The organism is Pseudomonas sp. GW821-FHT02C04 (assembly GCF_059421845.1).
In genome coordinates this window covers 286,135-302,378 of the sequence record NZ_JBWKVT010000009.1, presented here as the reverse complement: position 1 = coordinate 302,378, position 16,244 = coordinate 286,135, and the positions used below count along the sequence as shown (strand labels likewise).

14 protein-coding genes and 1 tRNA gene are annotated in these 16,244 nt (G+C 60.3%); 8 read left to right on the top strand and 7 right to left on the bottom strand.

The window, feature by feature from the left end; translation table 11 throughout:
- Position 1 precedes the first annotated feature (1 nt).
- Both AC07VV_RS27195 and AC07VV_RS27190 read left to right on the top strand, forming a co-directional pair.
- Positions 2–77: transfer RNA gene (locus tag AC07VV_RS27195), tRNA-Gly, on the top strand.
- Positions 78–256: 179 nt separating this feature from the next.
- Positions 257–1,645 carry an MATE family efflux transporter gene (locus AC07VV_RS27190; RefSeq protein ID WP_495038008.1) on the top strand — a complete coding sequence of 463 codons (1,389 nt, stop codon included), beginning with the start codon at positions 257–259 and terminating at the stop codon, positions 1,643–1,645.
- 63 nt (positions 1,646–1,708) lie between these two features.
- Here AC07VV_RS27190 and AC07VV_RS27185 read toward each other — a convergent pair whose 3' ends face one another.
- The 4 genes from AC07VV_RS27185 to AC07VV_RS27170 all read right to left on the bottom strand — a co-directional run bounded on the left by AC07VV_RS27185 (position 1,709) and on the right by AC07VV_RS27170 (position 5,771).
- Positions 1,709–3,448, bottom strand: a complete 1,740-nt coding sequence (locus AC07VV_RS27185) for a dipeptidase (RefSeq protein WP_495038007.1) — start codon at positions 3,446–3,448, stop codon at positions 1,709–1,711.
- Between the two features lie 195 nt (positions 3,449–3,643).
- Positions 3,644–4,282 carry a LysE family translocator gene (locus AC07VV_RS27180; protein ID WP_096820935.1) on the bottom strand — a complete coding sequence of 213 codons (639 nt, stop codon included), beginning with the start codon at positions 4,280–4,282 and terminating at the stop codon, positions 3,644–3,646.
- Between the two features lies 1 nt (position 4,283).
- A complete protein-coding gene (locus tag AC07VV_RS27175; RefSeq protein WP_495038006.1) occupies positions 4,284–5,054 on the bottom strand; it encodes a 2OG-Fe(II) oxygenase in 771 nt (256 codons plus the stop codon).
- Positions 5,055–5,144: 90 nt separating this feature from the next.
- Positions 5,145–5,771, bottom strand: a complete 627-nt coding sequence (locus AC07VV_RS27170) for an alanyl-tRNA editing protein (RefSeq protein ID WP_495038005.1) — start codon at positions 5,769–5,771, stop codon at positions 5,145–5,147.
- Between the two features lie 90 nt (positions 5,772–5,861).
- On the opposite strand from AC07VV_RS27170, the gene AC07VV_RS27165 reads away from it, so the two are divergent.
- A complete protein-coding gene (locus AC07VV_RS27165) occupies positions 5,862–6,857 on the top strand; it encodes a LysR family transcriptional regulator (protein WP_495038004.1) in 996 nt (331 codons plus the stop codon).
- A 58-nt stretch (positions 6,858–6,915) separates the two neighbouring features.
- On the opposite strand, the gene AC07VV_RS27160 is transcribed toward AC07VV_RS27165, so the two are convergent.
- Both AC07VV_RS27160 and AC07VV_RS27155 read right to left on the bottom strand, forming a co-directional pair.
- Positions 6,916–7,323: a PA2817 family protein gene (locus AC07VV_RS27160; protein ID WP_008087850.1), complete on the bottom strand. Its 408-nt coding sequence runs from the start codon at positions 7,321–7,323 to the stop codon at positions 6,916–6,918.
- A 74-nt stretch (positions 7,324–7,397) separates the two neighbouring features.
- A complete protein-coding gene (locus AC07VV_RS27155) occupies positions 7,398–9,845 on the bottom strand; it encodes an acyl-CoA dehydrogenase (protein WP_495038003.1) in 2,448 nt (815 codons plus the stop codon).
- Positions 9,846–10,092: 247 nt separating this feature from the next.
- Between AC07VV_RS27155 and AC07VV_RS27150 the strand changes: the two genes are divergently transcribed.
- The 4 genes from AC07VV_RS27150 to AC07VV_RS27135 all read left to right on the top strand — a co-directional run bounded on the left by AC07VV_RS27150 (position 10,093) and on the right by AC07VV_RS27135 (position 13,259).
- Positions 10,093–10,752, top strand: a complete 660-nt coding sequence (locus AC07VV_RS27150) for a transglutaminase-like domain-containing protein (RefSeq protein ID WP_495038002.1) — start codon at positions 10,093–10,095, stop codon at positions 10,750–10,752.
- A gap of 43 nt (positions 10,753–10,795) precedes the next feature.
- Positions 10,796–11,419 (top strand): glutathione S-transferase family protein, encoded by a 624-nt coding sequence (locus AC07VV_RS27145; protein ID WP_495038001.1) that lies wholly within the window; start codon positions 10,796–10,798, stop codon positions 11,417–11,419.
- 131 nt (positions 11,420–11,550) lie between these two features.
- Entirely contained in the window at positions 11,551–12,483 is a 933-nt protein-coding gene (locus AC07VV_RS27140; protein ID WP_085612257.1) for an ABC transporter ATP-binding protein, read from the top strand.
- Positions 12,480–13,259, top strand: a complete 780-nt coding sequence (locus AC07VV_RS27135) for an ABC transporter permease (RefSeq protein WP_096820942.1) — start codon at positions 12,480–12,482, stop codon at positions 13,257–13,259. The genes AC07VV_RS27140 and AC07VV_RS27135 overlap by 4 nt, the downstream gene beginning before the upstream one ends.
- Before the next feature lie 54 nt (positions 13,260–13,313).
- Here AC07VV_RS27135 and AC07VV_RS27130 read toward each other — a convergent pair whose 3' ends face one another.
- Entirely contained in the window at positions 13,314–13,832 is a 519-nt protein-coding gene (locus tag AC07VV_RS27130) for a DUF2062 domain-containing protein (RefSeq protein WP_096820943.1), read from the bottom strand.
- A 154-nt stretch (positions 13,833–13,986) separates the two neighbouring features.
- On the opposite strand from AC07VV_RS27130, the gene AC07VV_RS27125 reads away from it, so the two are divergent.
- Positions 13,987–16,230 carry a DNA internalization-related competence protein ComEC/Rec2 gene (locus AC07VV_RS27125; protein WP_495038000.1) on the top strand — a complete coding sequence of 748 codons (2,244 nt, stop codon included), beginning with the start codon at positions 13,987–13,989 and terminating at the stop codon, positions 16,228–16,230.
- Positions 16,231–16,244: the final 14 nt, after the last annotated feature.

Sequence of the window (16,244 nt, the reverse complement as noted above, 5' to 3'; positions counted from 1 at the left end):
TGCGGGAATAGCTCAGTTGGTAGAGCACGACCTTGCCAAGGTCGGGGTCGCGAGTTCGAGTCTCGTTTCCCGCTCCATATTCAACAAAAACGCCGCTCAGTGATGAGCGGCGTTTTTGTATGCGCGTTTTTTGTGTTGGCACCCTCTGTTACAAGTTTCCTACAGCGAAACTGTGATTCGCAGAAGCGTCTGACAGCCAGCCCATGACTGATTCTGAGATAACGACTCCCCCGTCAGCCCAGGTGGCTGGATCGGGTTGGCCAGTTTCAAGGATCTCATCTTCATGTCACGAACAATCACCCCTCCTGGTGCCCTGCACGAGATACGAGCAACAGCTTTGCTGTCGCTGCCTTTGGTCATCGGGCATCTGTGCGCCGGGCTGATCGCTTTCGTGGATAACCTCATTGCGGGCAATCACGGAACAGAAACCCTGGCAGCCGTCACGCTCGGCACGGCGTTGTTATGGCTGCCGATGCTGGTGCCGATCGGGACATTGATTGCGCTGACCGCTTCAGTTGCCCGTTTACACGGTGCGGAGCGAACAGGTGAGATCGGCCCGATCTTTCGCCAGGCCCTGTGGTTGGCGCTGTTCATGGGTGGGCTGATGTTCGGTTTCCTCAGCCTTGCGCCTCTTCTGCTCGCACCCGCCGGGATTGCACCGGAAATAATTCCGGGGACGCAGGCCTTTCTGCAGGCTGTGCGCTGGGGAAGCCCGGCGCTGACCCTGTTTTTCTGCATGCGCTATCTGTGCGAAGGGATGCACTGGATGCGCCCGACGATGGTCTTCGGTTTTGGCGGTCTCCTGTTGCTGGCGCCATTGGGTTATGTACTGACCAATGGCAAGTTGGGTTTCGCGGAGAGGGGGGCGGAAGGACTGGGTATCGCTTCGGCCTTGATGATGTGGCTGCAAGCGTTGCTGTTCGCTGTGTACCTCTGGCGCGGAAAGCGGCTGGCGCATTTGCAGTTATTCACCCGTTTTGATCCGCCGCGTCTTGCGGGCATCGTTGATTTGTTGAAGGTCGGGCTGCCGATCGGCATCGCAATCCTGACCCAGGGCAGTCTTTTCATTGTCACCTCGTTGTTGATCGGCCGGCTCGGTTCGACTTTCCTGGCGGCGCATCAGATCGCGGTGAATCTGGCGCAGTTGTGTTTCATGATTCCGGTGGCCGTGGCGGAGGCGACCACGGTTCGGGTTGGCCATGCGCTGGGGCGGGGGGACTTCAAGGGTGTCCGGCAAGCTGCATGGGCGGGTTGTGTCATCGTCCTGATCGCGCAAAGCGTGTCGGTGTTGATCATGCTGCTGGGCAATGAGGCGATTGCCGGCTGGTATAGCGCGGATGTTGCTGTCACCGCACTCGCCTCGACACTTCTGCTGTACGCCGCCGTTTTACAGTTTCCCGATGGATTGCAGATGTTGTGCGCCGGAGCATTACGAGGCCTGCAAGACACACGCGTCCCCATGTGGCTGGCGATTTTCTGTTACTGGGGTGTGGGTTTGCCGCTGGGATGCCTGATGGCGTTCGGGCTGGAGTGGGGGCCGCAAGGTATCTGGTTGGGGTTGATCAGCGCGTTGACCCTGGCGATGGTATTGATGGGAAGGCGGTTTTTCCTGCGCAGTCGGATCGATACATCGGTTACCGGCTGATATGAAAAGGCCCGTCGGTGGAAGGCGACGGGCCTTTTGTTCATCGTGGCTGCGAAAAGGGGATCACAGCTTAGGCAGTTGCCCGATCCGCCCCATCATTTCGGTAACGATCTGCAGGTCCAGCAGGAACTGGTCAACCGTCTTGAACTCGCCGTCGGTGTGGCCGGTGTATTTGACCTCTGGTCGAGCCAGGCCAAATTGCACGCCGTTAGGCAGTTCATGCACCGAGGTGGCGCCGGCAGAGGTGCCGAATTCGTGTTTCATGCCCAGGTTTTCGGTGGAAACGGCCAGCAGCGCCTTGACCCACTCGCCCTCTGGATTGCGGTACATCGGCTCGGCGATCGAGTAATCGAAGTTGACCGCGACGTGGGTTTTCTTGCTCCAGGCCGCCAGTTTGTCGGCGATTTCGGTCTTGAGTACTTCCGGCGACTTGCCCTTCGGTACGCGCAGGTTGACCGCGAGTTTGAAGGTTTTGTCGTCCATCCCGACATAGGTCAGCGAGGTGGTCAGTGGGCCCATGAAGTCATCGGCGAAACCGACACCCAACTTGCCACCCTTGTAGTCCAGGCCCCAGTTGTCGGCGGCGTAGCGGGCGGCGTCGGTGATGTGGTTGTGTTTGAGCGCGATTTTGCCATCCACACTGTGGATGAAGTCCAGCATGCGGGCGACCGGGTTGACGCCGGATTCCGGCTCGGAAGAGTGCGCGGAAACGCCGGTAACGCTGAGTTTCACGTCTTTGCCATCGACCTTGGCATTCACTTCGAAATCGCCGCCATGTTGTTTGGCGTATTCGCTACCGGCCTTTTGCAGGCTGGCGGCCAGTTCGGCCGGTTTGTCTGTCACCAGGGTGACGAGCGAAACCGATGGAATCTGGTTGGTCGCCATACCACCGGTCATCGAGATGATTTCCGCGCCTTTGCCCTCGGCCTTGCGCTTGGCAAATTTGGCCATGACTGTGCCGTAGCCTTTCTCGGCGATCACCACCGGGTAGCCGCCATCCAGTGCCAGGTTGTACTCCGGCGTCGGGTTGCGCTCGAAGTAGTAAGGAATCGCGTCGCCAGTGGTTTCTTCGGTGGTGTCCACCAGCAGTTTGAAATTGCGGGCCAGCGGCAGCTTTTCTTCCTTGATGACCTTCATTGCATATAGCGTCACCACGATGCCGTTTTTGTCGTCCTCGGTGCCGCGGCCGTACATGCGGTCGCCGATCAGTGTGACTTTGAACGGATCGAGTTTAGTGCCATCTTTCAGCACCCAGTTTTCCGGCGTTACCGGCACCACGTCGGCGTGAGCGTGAATGCCTACGACTTCCTTGCCGCTGCCGTCGAGGGAGATTTCGTAGACGCGGTTGTCGACGTTCCGGTAGTTCAGACCGAAGGATTCGGCCAGGCTCTTGATCTTGGCGGCAATCTTGATGAATTCAGGGTTCTCGTGCTGGGCAACACCTTCCTTGCGGTCGGTCGGAATCTCTACCAGTTCGCGCAGGGTTTCGAGAGCGGCCTTGCCGTATTTCGCACGTGTGTAGAGGCCGAGCAGGCGATAGATTTCGTTTTGCTGTTCAGCGGTCAGCGTCTTGTTGTCGAGAAACGCGCTGATGGACGGGCGCAGGTCGTCGGTTTTGCTCAGGTCGCTCTTGGCCAGTTCGCCGAGGAACTGGCGGAAATCACTGACCTTGGCATCGCTGAATGTCTTGAGGATGGTCGCGCTTTGCTGCGGTGTGATGTTGGCGTGTGCTGGCAGTGTGACGGACGAAAGGCTGGCCAGAATCAGGGTCGATACGGCCAGTTGCTTGAGTGTAAAGTCCATTGCTAAGGGCATTCCTTTGCAGGCAGTGAGTAGGAAGTGTCTGATCGATAGGTCAGACGGTTTCGCAAACTAACACCACAAGCGAGTGATAGGGGAGCCCCCGAAGTGGGACGCGTCGCACAGAAATGCAAAAGCGGCGCAGAATCGAAAAAGCCCGTCCAATCTGTCTGGGCCGGGCTTCTCCGATCAGCGTGTTTACATCGACAACACCAGTCGCCCGGCAAACAGGATCAGAATCACCCCCATGCTGCGCTCGAACCAGTGCCCCATGCGCATGAACAGTACGCGCACTTTGCTGCTTGAAAAGAACAGCGCAACGATCACAAACCACAACGCATTCACGCCGCACATCCACAGTCCGTACAGGGCCTGGATTTCCAGCGGTGTGCTGGCGCTGATGATCGTAGTGAAGATCGCCAGGAAAAACAGCGTGGCCTTGGGGTTGGTGGCGTTGGTCAGGAAACCGGTGGAAAACGCCTTGAACAGCGATTGCTCTACCAGCGGTTCGTCGCTTGTCTTTTCACCTTCCAGCGTTGTCTTGGGTTTGCTGCGGATCAGGCTGATACCGAGGTAGAAAATGTAGGCGCCGCCCACGACCTTGGCCACCGTCAGCAGCCAGGGCGTGGTGTGCATCAAGGCGCCGACGCCCAGCAGGGTGTACAGCACGTGTACGGAAATCCCCGCACCGATGCCCAGTGCCGTGCAGATGCCGACCAGTCGACCGAATCGCACACTCTGGCGGATGGTCACGGCGAAGTCCGGCCCGGGAGCAACCACGGCCAGAAAGTGGATAGTGGCCAGCGCCAGAAACTCGCCCAGGTAATTCGATGTCATTTCAGCTCCAGAAAGTCAGGGGTGAAGCATTGCCGCGATAGCCGACAAAAAACGAAAGGCTCAAGCGCGGATCTGCCACACCCGGTGTCACCGAGTGCATGCGACGCGAATTGAACATGATGAAATCCCCGGGTTCCGGACGTACTTCGAGGGCGGGAGGGCCGAGCAGTGCCGGGTCGATGCCGTAGCTGTCGCCGCGCATTTCGTCGAACCGGTCCGGTGAAATATCGTCTTCCCACATCTGCAGCGCGCCGCCCTCGGTCGGCATGTTCAGGTAGACGTTGCAGGCAAATTGAGCTTCCAGGCTGTGAGCCTGGAAACTCTCCGGCGCGTCCTTGGCGAAGATGTCGTGGTGGGCCAGGAAGCAGACACCGGGTTTGACCACCCGTGACAGACCGACGTACATCTTGCGACCGTAGAGGTTTTCCAAATGGGCGCCTGCGGGCCAGGATTCGTCGAGCATGCAGCGCAAGGTGTCGACCGGTGAGGAGTAGGGCGCGCAGCGGTTACGAAGTTCGGCAATGTTGCTGGTGGCGCGCTCGAAGTAGTCTTCGATCAGCAACGGCTGGTTTTCCGCCTCGTAGAACGCCATGCCGATGCGGCCGATGCTGGGCGCGTTGATGTAACCCTCGAAGCCGGGGGCGAGGATCTTGTCGCCAATCTGGATCGCCTGAGCCTGGGGCAAAAAGCCTTTGACGCGGATGGCGAGGACTTCTTCGTTGGCCAGTTTTTTTATGCACGTCTCATCGAGACGCTCGACGTCAAGCATCATGGTTTCAGGTCCATCTATCGAATAGTCAACGGAACCGGCGAACGCGGTTCCCCCGGCGTCGGACGCTGCATCTGGCAGCGCCCGAAATCCTCAATCCACGTTGTAGTGGACGGATAACGTGCCTTTCTTCTGCGAAAGGGACGCGATCGTGACTGTGCCCAGATCCTTCAGGCTGCGTACATGGGTGCCACCGCAGCCGTAGGCTGGCAGTTCACCGAAGCCGATTTCCCGCGCGCCTTCGCGCAGGGATGTCAGGCGTGGCAGATCGTGTTCGATCCATTGCCCGATGCCGTATTGAACGATTTGCGCATCGACTTCCTGGGCCGAATCCCCGGGCTTGAATTGCACCCGGCCTTCATCCGGCCAGTGGTGGGCCTTGATCGGCATCCAGCCCATGGCCTGGACGAAGTGGCCGATCAGATGCCCGGCAGAGTGCATGCGGGTGTTGAAGCGACGACGTTCTTCATCGACACGAATCTGGGTCATGCCGAGCGGTACGGGCTGATCGACGAAATGGATGATCCGATCCGGTTCTTGTATGACACGCAGGACCTGACTGTCGCCGATCCAGCCCGTGTCGCAAGGCTGTCCGCCACCTTGCGGGTGAAACAGAGTGGCGCGCAGCACCACGGCGAATTCGTTCTCGTGGGGCGTGCAGTCGAGGACTTCCACATTGGCCTTGAGGTCATCACTATGGAAAAAGAGGCGAAGCGTCATATTCCATGCCCTTATTAAAGTTTCTTTTTTAATTATATGAATCGTGCAATAACGTGATAATCCGTTCAAACATCAAAGGACTGTTGCGCTGTGAGCATAAATCTCCCCCTGCCGCTGCTCGGTGAAATGGCGATTTTCGTCAAGGTCGTGGAGACCGGCAGCTTCTCCGAAGCCGCTCGCCAATTGGGCTCGTCGCCCTCGGCGGTCAGCCGCAGTATTTCCCGGCTGGAGAAGGCATTGGCCACGCGGCTGCTGCAACGCACCACGCGCAAATTGCGCTTGAGCGATGGTGGGGAAGAGGTATTCAAGCGCTGTCAGGAGATGGTTAGCGCCGCCAGGTCAGTGATGGAAATCAGCGGCCAGTTCACCCACGAAGCCGAGGGGCTGGTGCGGGTCAGCGTGCCGAAAGCGGTGGGGCGTTTTGTGATTCATCCGCACATGCCGGAGTTTCTGCGCCGCTATCCGAAGGTTGATGTGGAGTTGCTGCTGGAAGACCGGCAAGTGGATCTGATCGACGACCATGTCGACCTGGCGATTCGCATCACGGAGCGACCGCCGGCGGGGCTGGTCGGGCGGCAGTTGCTGACCATCGACCATTTACTCTGCGCGACGCCGCAATACCTGGCCGAACATGGCACGCCGACGCATCCCCATGACTTGCTCAATCACAGCTGCATCTACCTGGGCGAAACCCCGAGCGATGCGCGCTGGAAATTCAAGAAAGGCACGAAAGCTGTCACCGTCGGAGTGCGAGGCCGATATGCCGCCAATCACACCGGCGTACGTCTAGGCGCGGTGTTGCAGCACATCGGTATTGGCAGCCTGCCGTATTTCACGGCCCGCTATGCCCTGGAGCAGGGGCTGATCGTGCAGGTCCTGCCGGACTGGACATTCCTGGCGTCCTACCACGGTGGGTTGTGGTTGCTGCACTCGCCGACGCGCTATCTGCCGCCGAAGCTGCGGGTGTTCATCGACTATCTGGTGGAGTGTCTGGAGAAAGAGCCAACATTGAGCAAGCCGGGAAAGTCTACCGGTTCAAAAGCCTTGGCCGAGTACGAATTGCCCGAGAGTGAAGGGCTGCTTTAACCCCATGAAAAAGGCCCGCATGGATCACCATGCGGGCCTTTTCTTTATCGGGAGAAAATCAGTGCTTGCTGTCCTGGGCGGACATCGCCAGCAGCTGTTTTTCCTGATTCCAGTCGAACGGCTCGTCGTTTTGTTCAGCTTCGTAACGGCGCTCTTCCAGTGCCTGATACATGTCGATTTCTTCATCGGACAGGTAGTGCAGGCAGTCGCCGGCGAAGAACCACAGCAGATCCCGCGGGATCAGGTGGGCGATTTGCGGATAGCGGGTAATCACTTGAGTCAGGATGTCCTGGCCCAGGTATTGGCTTTCGATCGGATCGATCGGCAGTGACGCCAGCAGTTCGTCGAAACGCTCCAGGAACAGGGCATGGCTTTCTTCGGGAACCTGTTCGGCCTCACCTACGGCGACCAGGATACTGCGCAGGTGGTCGAGTAAAACCAGATGATCGGCAACGACGTTGGACACGAGATAAGTCCTCAAGAGCAAAACGGGCGCGGGAGTATAAAGCGCCTGCGCCCGTTTTTCACTGATTGAAGGTATCAGCGGACTTTCCCTTCCGCCGGTTTCAGCTCCTCCTTGTCGAAATCATCGACATCGATCACCTTGCGCCGCGCCGCTTCGGCATCACGCAGAGTCTGGGCTTCCACGGCTTGCAACACCCCGGCCTCCAGTGCTGCATCGATGGCGTGTTCCCCGGCGGTCGGTTTGACCTGACCGCTTTTGAGCGAGGTGTGCAGTTTTTTGTGCAGGGGCTGCGCGGCATTCAGTTGATCGCAGGCGTGTTGCAGTGCACCCACCGCATCGTCCGCCGATTGTGGGCGGTAGCAGCCGGCAAGCAGTTCTTCCAGTGCCGGATCGCCCTTGGCCCGACCGATGACACCGGCCACTTCGGCACCGAGTTTGTCCGACGGGCCTTTGTGTCGGCGACCGAACGGGAACACGATCACTCGCAGCAGGCAGCCGAAGACCCGGCTCGGGAAGTTGGTCAGCAGTTCATCCAGCGCTTTTTCCGACTGGCCGAGGCTTTCTTCCATGGCCCAGGTGAACAGCGGTTCCATGTACGCCGGGGAATCGAGATCGTGATAACGCTTGAGCGCCGCCGAGGCCAGATACAGATTGCTCAGCACATCGCCCAGACGGGCCGACAGCCGTTCGCGACGTTTCAGTTCGCCGCCCAGCAGCATCATGCTCAGGTCGGCGAGCATGGCAAACGCGGCAGCCTGACGGTTGAGGGCGCGGAAATAACCCTGGCTGAGCTTGTCTCCCGGTGCGTGTTCGAAATGGCCGAAACCAAGATTCAGCACCAGCGTGCTGGCGGCGTTGCTCACGGCAAACCCGATGTGCTTGAGCAGCAGGCCATCGAACTCCTTGAGGGCCTGATCCTTGTCTTCACGCCCGGCGAGGGCCATTTCCTTGAGGACGAACGGATGGCAGCGGATAGCGCCCTGGCCGAAGATCATCAGGTTGCGCGAAAGAATGTTGGCACCTTCCACCGTGATGAAGATCGGCGCGCCATTCCAGCTACGACCCAAGTAGTTGTTCGGCCCCATGATGATCGCCTTGCCGCCGTGCACGTCCATGGCGTGGCTGATGCACTCGCGACCGCGTTCGGTGAGGTGGTACTTGAGAATCGCCGACAGTACCGAGGGCTTCTCGCCCAGATCCACCGCGTTGGCGGTCAGCATCCGCGCAGCGTCCATCATCCAGGCGTTGCCGCCGATGCGCGCCATGGCTTCCTGGATGCCCTCGAATGCCGCGAGCGGAACATTGAACTGCTCGCGAATCTGCGCGTACTGCCCGGTCACCAGACTGGTGAACTTGGCCGCGCCGGTGCCCACTGCCGGCAAGGAAATCGAGCGCCCCACCGACAGGCAGTTCATCAGCATCATCCAGCCTTTGCCGAGCATGTCCTGGCCGCCGATGAGGAAGTCCAGCGGGATGAACACGTCCTTGCCGGAGTTGGGGCCGTTCATGAACGCGGCGCCCAGCGGCAAGTGGCGACGGCCGATTTCAACGCCGGGAGTGTCGGTCGGAATCAGCGCCAGGCTGATGCCCAGATCTTCCTTGTCGCCAAGCAAGTGATCCGGGTCATAGGCCTTGAAGGCGAGGCCGAGCAAGGTCGCGACCGGGCCGAGGGTGATGTAGCGTTTTTCCCAGTTCAGGCGCAGGCCGAGGGTTTCCTGACCTTCCCATTCGCCTTTGCAGATGATCCCGGTGTCGGGCATCGCACCCGCGTCGGAACCGGCGAGCGGGCCGGTCAGCGCAAAGCACGGAATGTCGTCGCCCCGGGCCAGTCGCGGCAGGTAATGATTGCGTTGTTCGTCGGTGCCGTAATGCAGCAGCAGTTCCGCCGGGCCGAGGGAGTTGGGCACCATCACGGTGGAGGCGAGGTCGCCGCTGCGGGTCGCCAGTTTCATCGCCACCTGGGAGTGGGCGTAGGCGGAGAAACCCTTGCCGCCGAATTCCTTGGGAATGATCAGAGCGAAGAAACCGTGTTCCTTGATGTGGGTCCAGGCTTCGGACGGCAGGTCCATCGACTGGCCGATCTGCCAGTCGGTGACCATGGCGCAGAGCTCTTCGGTCGGGCCGTCGATGAATGCCTGCTCTTCATCGCTCAGTTGCGCTTTGGGATAGGACAGCAGTTTTTCCCAGTCCGGACGGCCGCTGAACAGTTCGCCGTCCCACCATACCGTGCCGGCATCGATCGCGTCGCGTTCGGTCTGCGACATCGGTGGCAGGGTTTTCTGGAACCAGCTGAACAGCGGCGCGCTGAAGTGTTTGCGGCGCAGATCCGGCAACAGCAGCGGAGCCGCAACGATGGCCAGTACGACCCAGAAGATCAGCAGCAACCAGCCTGGCGCGTGGCTGAAAATCCCCATCGCCAGCAGGTAAGCCGCGACGATGCCCAGTGCAGGCAGCGGGGCGATGCGCCGGTGGGCCAGATACGCCACGCCGACGATCAGAACCAGTATCCACAACAACAGCATATTCAATCCTCCGTGAACCAGGGCGAACGACCCTCCAGAGCTTAGACGGCATCTGCAAAAGGGGGCGGTCAGAGCAAGCTGATCTAAATCGTGGGAATCCCTGGATGGCTTTTGTAGGTTCGGTGGGCAACACCCGTGGGAAATCGTTCGCTGACTCCGCGGCTTTGCGTCCATGTTTGGCCGAAACGTCGTTATCTCTGTGCTGATCCTCTCGCTAGACTCCGGGTTCACCCAGGAGAATGTCGTCATGCGCGAGTATCTGAGCCCCGGCCGCTTCATCGATAGTGACCACCCCTCGGTGGTGGAGTTCGCAGAACAGCACCGAGGCAACAGCCGCGACCCGCGCGCGCAGGCGATCAGTCTTTATTACGCCGTGCGCGAGGCGGTGCGCTACAACATGTACACCTTCAGCCGCGACCCGCAGACCTTGCGCGGCAGCTACGCGCTGGCGGCGGGTGAAAGTTATTGCGTGCCCAAGGCCACGTTGCTCGCCGGTTGCGCGCGCCATTGCGGGATCCCCGCACGCATCGGTCTGGCGGATGTGAAAAATCATCTGTCGACGCCGCGTCTGCTTGAACTGCTGAGAAGCGAAGTGTTCGCCATGCATGGTTATACCGAGCTGTTTCTCAATGATCGCTGGGTGAAAGCCACACCCGCGTTCAACCAGAAGCTCTGCGAAATGTTCAACGTTGCGCCGCTGGAATTCGACGGCATGAACGACAGCGTTTTCCACCCGTACAACAGCGATGGCGCGTTGCTGATGGAGTACCTGGTCGATCACGGCCAGTTCGCCGATGTACCGGAATCTTTTTTCTTCGAACATCTGCAGAAGTGTTATCCGCACCTGTTCAACGACCAGCAGACGCCACTGTCCAGTGACATGCGCGGTGATGTCGGCAGCCGCTGATCCGGCGTATGCTGCTCGCCCACTCAATGGAAAAGAGGCGGTCATGCTGAAGATCTGGGGACGCAAGAATTCGTCGAATGTCAGAAAACCGTTGTGGGCTGCCGAAGAACTCGGGCTGGCTTACGAGGCGATCGACGCCGGTGGCGCGTTCGGTGTGGTCGACACGCCTGAGTACCGGGCGATGAACCCGAACGGTCGAGTGCCGGTGATCGAAGACGACGGTTTCGTGTTGTGGGAATCCAACGCCATCGTTCGCTACCTGTTGGCCAGACATGCGGCCAATACCTCGTGGTATCCGGCAGATCTGCAGGCCCGTGCTGTCGCCGACAAGTGGATGGACTGGACCACTTCCAGTTTTGCAGGCCCTTTCCGTACGGTGTTCTGGGGCGTTCTGCGCACCCCGGCCGACAAGCAGGACTGGCCGGCAATTCATGCCGCGATCAAGGAATGCGAAGGGTTGCTGGCGACGGCCGATCAGGCCCTGAAAAACCAGCCTTATCTGTCCGGCAGTGAAATCGGCATGGGCGACATTCCGCTCGGCAGTTTCATTTATGCCTGGTTCGAGATGCCGATCGAGCGTGCGCCGATGCCTCATCTGGAGGCCTGGTACGCGCGGCTGAAGCAGCGTCCGGCGTATCAAAAAGCCGTCATGACCGCGTTGACTTAATACCTACTATCGACACACTTGACTGTACTTGTGCGGCGGCGGCAAGCACCATTGAGCTTGTGCGCCGCGGTTGTCTCCCTCGCCGCCCGCCGTCATTCAGTCCTTTTTCTCTTCTTGGTGCGTAATCCGATATGAGTTCCGCTCTGTCCATCCGGCAGCTAACCAAAACCTACGGCAACGGGTTCCAGGCCTTGAGTGGTATCGATCTGGACGTTGCCGAAGGTGACTTCTTTGCCTTGCTCGGCCCTAACGGCGCAGGCAAATCCACGACCATCGGCATTCTCTCGACCCTGGTGAACAAGACCAGCGGCACGGTGAATATCTTTGGCCACGACCTGGACAAGAACCCCGCGGCGCTCAAGCGCTCGATTGGCGTGGTACCCCAGGAATTCAACTTCAACCAGTTCGAAAAGACCTTCGACATCGTCGTGACCCAGGCGGGGTACTACGGCATTCCAGCGAAGATCGCCAAGGAGCGCGCCGAACAGTACCTGACCCAGCTCGGCCTGTGGGACAAGCGCGATGTGCCGTCGCGTTCGTTGTCCGGCGGCATGAAGCGTCGCTTGATGATCGCTCGGGCGCTGGTGCATGAACCGCGTTTGCTGATCCTCGACGAACCGACGGCCGGGGTGGATATCGAGCTGCGTCGTTCGATGTGGACGTTCCTCACCGAGCTGAACCAGAAAGGCATCACCATCATCCTCACCACGCACTACCTGGAAGAGGCTGAGCAGCTGTGCCGCAACATCGGCATCATCGACCACGGCACCATCGTCGAGAACACCAGCATGCGTCAGTTGCTCGGGCAACTGCATGTGGAAACCTTCCTGCTCGATCTGAAGAGCGATCTGGCGGTGGCGCCGCAACTGGTCGGCTATCCGGCCCGTCTGGTGGATGCGCATACCCTGGAAGTTCAGGTCGACAAGTCCATGGGCATCACTGCGCTGTTTGGCCAACTGGCCCTGCAGAACATCGAAGTGCTGAGCCTGCGCAATAAAACCAATCGCCTCGAGGAGCTGTTCGTGTCCCTGGTGGAGAAAAATCTGTCGAAGGTGGCGGTATGAGTTCCGAGCTGCGCCCCAACCTCGTCGCCCTCAACACCATCGTTTACCGCGAGGTCAAACGCTTCACCCGGATCTGGCCGCAGACTCTGCTGCCGCCGGCGATCACCATGGTTCTGTACTTCGTGATCTTCGGCAACCTGATCGGCAAGCAGATCGGCGGCATGGGTGGCTTCACCTACATGGAGTACATCGTGCCGGGGCTGATCATGATGTCGGTGATCACCAACTCCTACGGCAACGTGGTGTCGAGTTTCTTCGGCAGCAAGTTCCAGCGCTCCATCGAAGAACTGATGGTGTCGCCGGTGTCGCCGCACACGATTCTGATCGGCTACACCCTCGGCGGCGTGCTGCGCGGCCTGATGGTCGGCGTCATCGTGACGATCCTGTCGATGTTCTTCACCAGCCTGCAGGTGCATCACCTGGGCGTCACCGTTCTGGTGGTGGTGCTGACGGCGACGATTTTCTCGCTGCTGGGCTTCATCAACGCCGTGTTCGCACGTAACTTCGATGACATCTCGATCATCCCGACCTTCGTGCTGACCCCGCTGACTTACCTCGGTGGCGTGTTCTACTCGATCACCTTGCTGCCGCCGTTCTGGCAGACCGTGTCGTTGGCCAACCCGGTGCTGCACATGGTCAACGCCTTCCGTTACGGCATCCTGGGTGTCTCGGACATTCGCATCGGTATCGCGATCACCTTCATGCTGGTCGCCACCGTGGTGCTGTATGTCGGTTGCGCCCGGTTGCTGGTGAGCGGGCGCGGCATGCGTACCTGATCCTTTCGATGCTGCAATAAAAAACGGCCTCCCACAGTGGAGGCCGTTTTGCATTCACGACTGGCGACTTTTCTTGCGCCGCGCCCATTGCCGGGCCACCCACCAGCGCCAGTACATCATCACCACGCAGTAGGCGAGGGCGCCCAGCGCCAGTCCGACCACCACCGAGCCCAGCAGGAAGGGTTGCCACAGGGTCGAGAGTTCTCCGCTGATCCATTCCCAGGTCAATTCGTCGGGGAGTGTGCGGGCGGGAACATCCATCAACCACGCACCCGCCTGATAGGTGCAGAAGAACACGGCCGGCATGGTGATCGGATTGGTCAGCCAGACCAGGCTGACGGCAATCGGCATGTTGCCGCGCACCGTGATGGCCAGTGCCGCCGCCACCAGCATCTGCGCGGGAATCGGCAGAAACGCCGCGAACAGGCCAACGGCCATGGCCCGGGCCACCGAGTGACGATTGAGGTGCCAGAGGTTCGGGTCATGCAGCAACGTGCCGAGAAAGCGTAAGGATTTGTGTTCCCTGATGCTCGTCGGATCGGGCATGTAACGTTTGAATAAGCGCCGGGGCATAAGGCTTCTCGGTCGGTTAAGGCGGCAAGTATGTCTGGATTCTACGAACCGCCCATTCAGACTTTGTGACAATTGATAACGACGACTGTGACCAACACCCGCTATGCCTTGTGAGGGGAGACTTTTCTGGAAAGTCGCAATCAAGGACGAGCGTATGCGCACAGGGATGATGGCGCTGGCGGTCGGTCTGCTGGTTCCGGTTTTTTTACCGGCGTTGCCGCCGGTCGGGTGGATGGTTTTGCTGCCGGTCGTGGCGCTGATGCTGCTGCCGTTTCGCAGCTATCCGCTGGCTTTTTTGCTGTTTGGATTCACGTGGTCGTGCATCGGTGCGCAGTGGGCGCTGGATGATCGACTGCCATCGAAGCTTGACGGCGAGACGCGCTGGGTCGAAGGGCGGGTAGTCGGCCTGCCGCAGAATGGTGATGGGGTGGTGCGGTTCGAACTGGCCGATGCCCGTTCGCGGCACGAGAAACTGCCGTCGCTGATGCGTCTGGCCTGGTACGCCGGGCCATCGATCAACAGCGGTGAGCGCTGGCGCCTGGCGGTCAAACTCAAGCGTCCCGGCGGGCTGCTCAATCCCGATGCCTTCGATTACGAGGCCTGGCTGTTGGCGCAACGCATCGGCGCCACCGGCACGGTAAAGGACGGCAGTCGGCTGGCGGCGGCGCAATGGGCCTGGCGGGACGGCATTCGTAGGCGTCTGCTGGAAGTGGACACCCAGGGTCGAGGCGCAGCGCTGGCAGCGTTGGTACTGGGTGATGGCTCGGGACTCAGTCGCGAGGACTGGCAGATTTTGCAGGACACCGGCACCGTGCACCTGCTGGTGATTTCCGGGCAGCACATCGGTCTGTTGGCGGCGGTGATGTATGGGCTGGTCGCCGGGCTGGCGCGATTCGGTGTGTGGCCATTGCGTTGGCCATGGTTGCAGTGGGCGTGCGGTCTGGCGTTCGCGGCAGCGTTGGGTTACGGGCTGCTGGCCGGGTTCGATGTGCCAGTGCGACGGGCCTGCGTGATGGTTGCGCTGGTATTGCTGTGGCGATTGCGGTTTCGCCATCTCGGTGCCTGGTGGCCGTTGTTGCTGGCCTTCAATGGGGTGTTGTTGATGGACCCGCTGGCCAGTCTGCGTCCGGGATTGTGGTTGTCCTTCGCGGCGGTGGCGGTGCTGATTTTCACCTTCGGCGGTCGACTGGGGTCCTGGCGCTGGTGGCAGACCTGGACGCGGGCGCAATGGTTGATCGCAATCGGCCTGTGCCCGGTGTTGCTGATTCTGGGATTACCGATCAGCCTCAGCGGGCCATTGGCCAATCTGCTGGCGGTGCCGTGGATCAGTTTTGCGGTGCTGCCGCCGGCATTGCTGGGCACTTTGTTGTTGCCGATTCCCTATGTCGGCGAAGGTCTGTTGTGGCTGGCCGGCGGGCTGGTTGATGGATTGTTCCGGGCTCTGGCCCTGATTGCCGGGCACTGGCCGGCGTGGGTTGCGGCATCGATGCCGGGTTGGGTACTGGCGCTGGGCTGCCTCGGTGCCGTGCTGTTATTGCTGCCCCGAGGCGTTCCGTTGCGTCCCTTGGGCTGGCCGTTGCTGCTGGTGCTGGCATTGCCGCCCCGGGAGCGGCTGGTCGAAGGCGTGGCGGATGTGTGGCAGCTCGACGTCGGCCAGGGGCTGGCGATTCTGATCCGCACTCGCCATCACACATTGCTCTACGACAGCGGCCCGCGTTTCGGCGACTTCGATGTGGGCGAGCGGGTGGTGCTGCCGGCCTTGCACAAGCTGGGCGTCGAGCGACTCGACCTGATGCTGCTCAGCCATGCCGACGCCGACCATGCCGGTGGCGCGCTGGCCGTGGCAAACGGCTTGCCGGTCGGCCGGGTGATCAGCGGTGATCCGCCGGGTCTCCCCGAAGCGCTGAACGCAGAAACCTGTGAAAGCGGTCGGCAATGGCAGTGGGACGGCGTCGCCTTTCATTTATGGCAATGGGCCGACGCCCATGACAGCAACCAACGTTCCTGCGTCCTGCAGATCGAAGCCAACGGCGAGAGGTTGCTGTTGACCGGCGATATCGACACCGCTGCCGAACGGGATTTGCTCAACAGCGCACTGGCGGTTCCGACCCGGTGGCTGCAAGCCCCGCACCATGGCAGCCGCAGTTCTTCCTCGATGGCGTTGCTCAAGGTTTTGCAGCCTCGGGACGTGCTGATCTCCCGGGGGCAGGGCAACTCGTTCGGGCATCCGCATCCGACGGTCATCGCCCGTTACCGCAAGCTGGACCTACGCATCCATGACAGCGCCGAGCAGGGCGCCATTCATCTGCAACTGGGCAGATTCCAGCCGGCCCGGTCGATGCGTCAGCAGCGTCGGTTCTGGCGCGACCCGCCGCTGCCGGGGGCTGAGTACCGTTGAGCACAGGCAGCGCA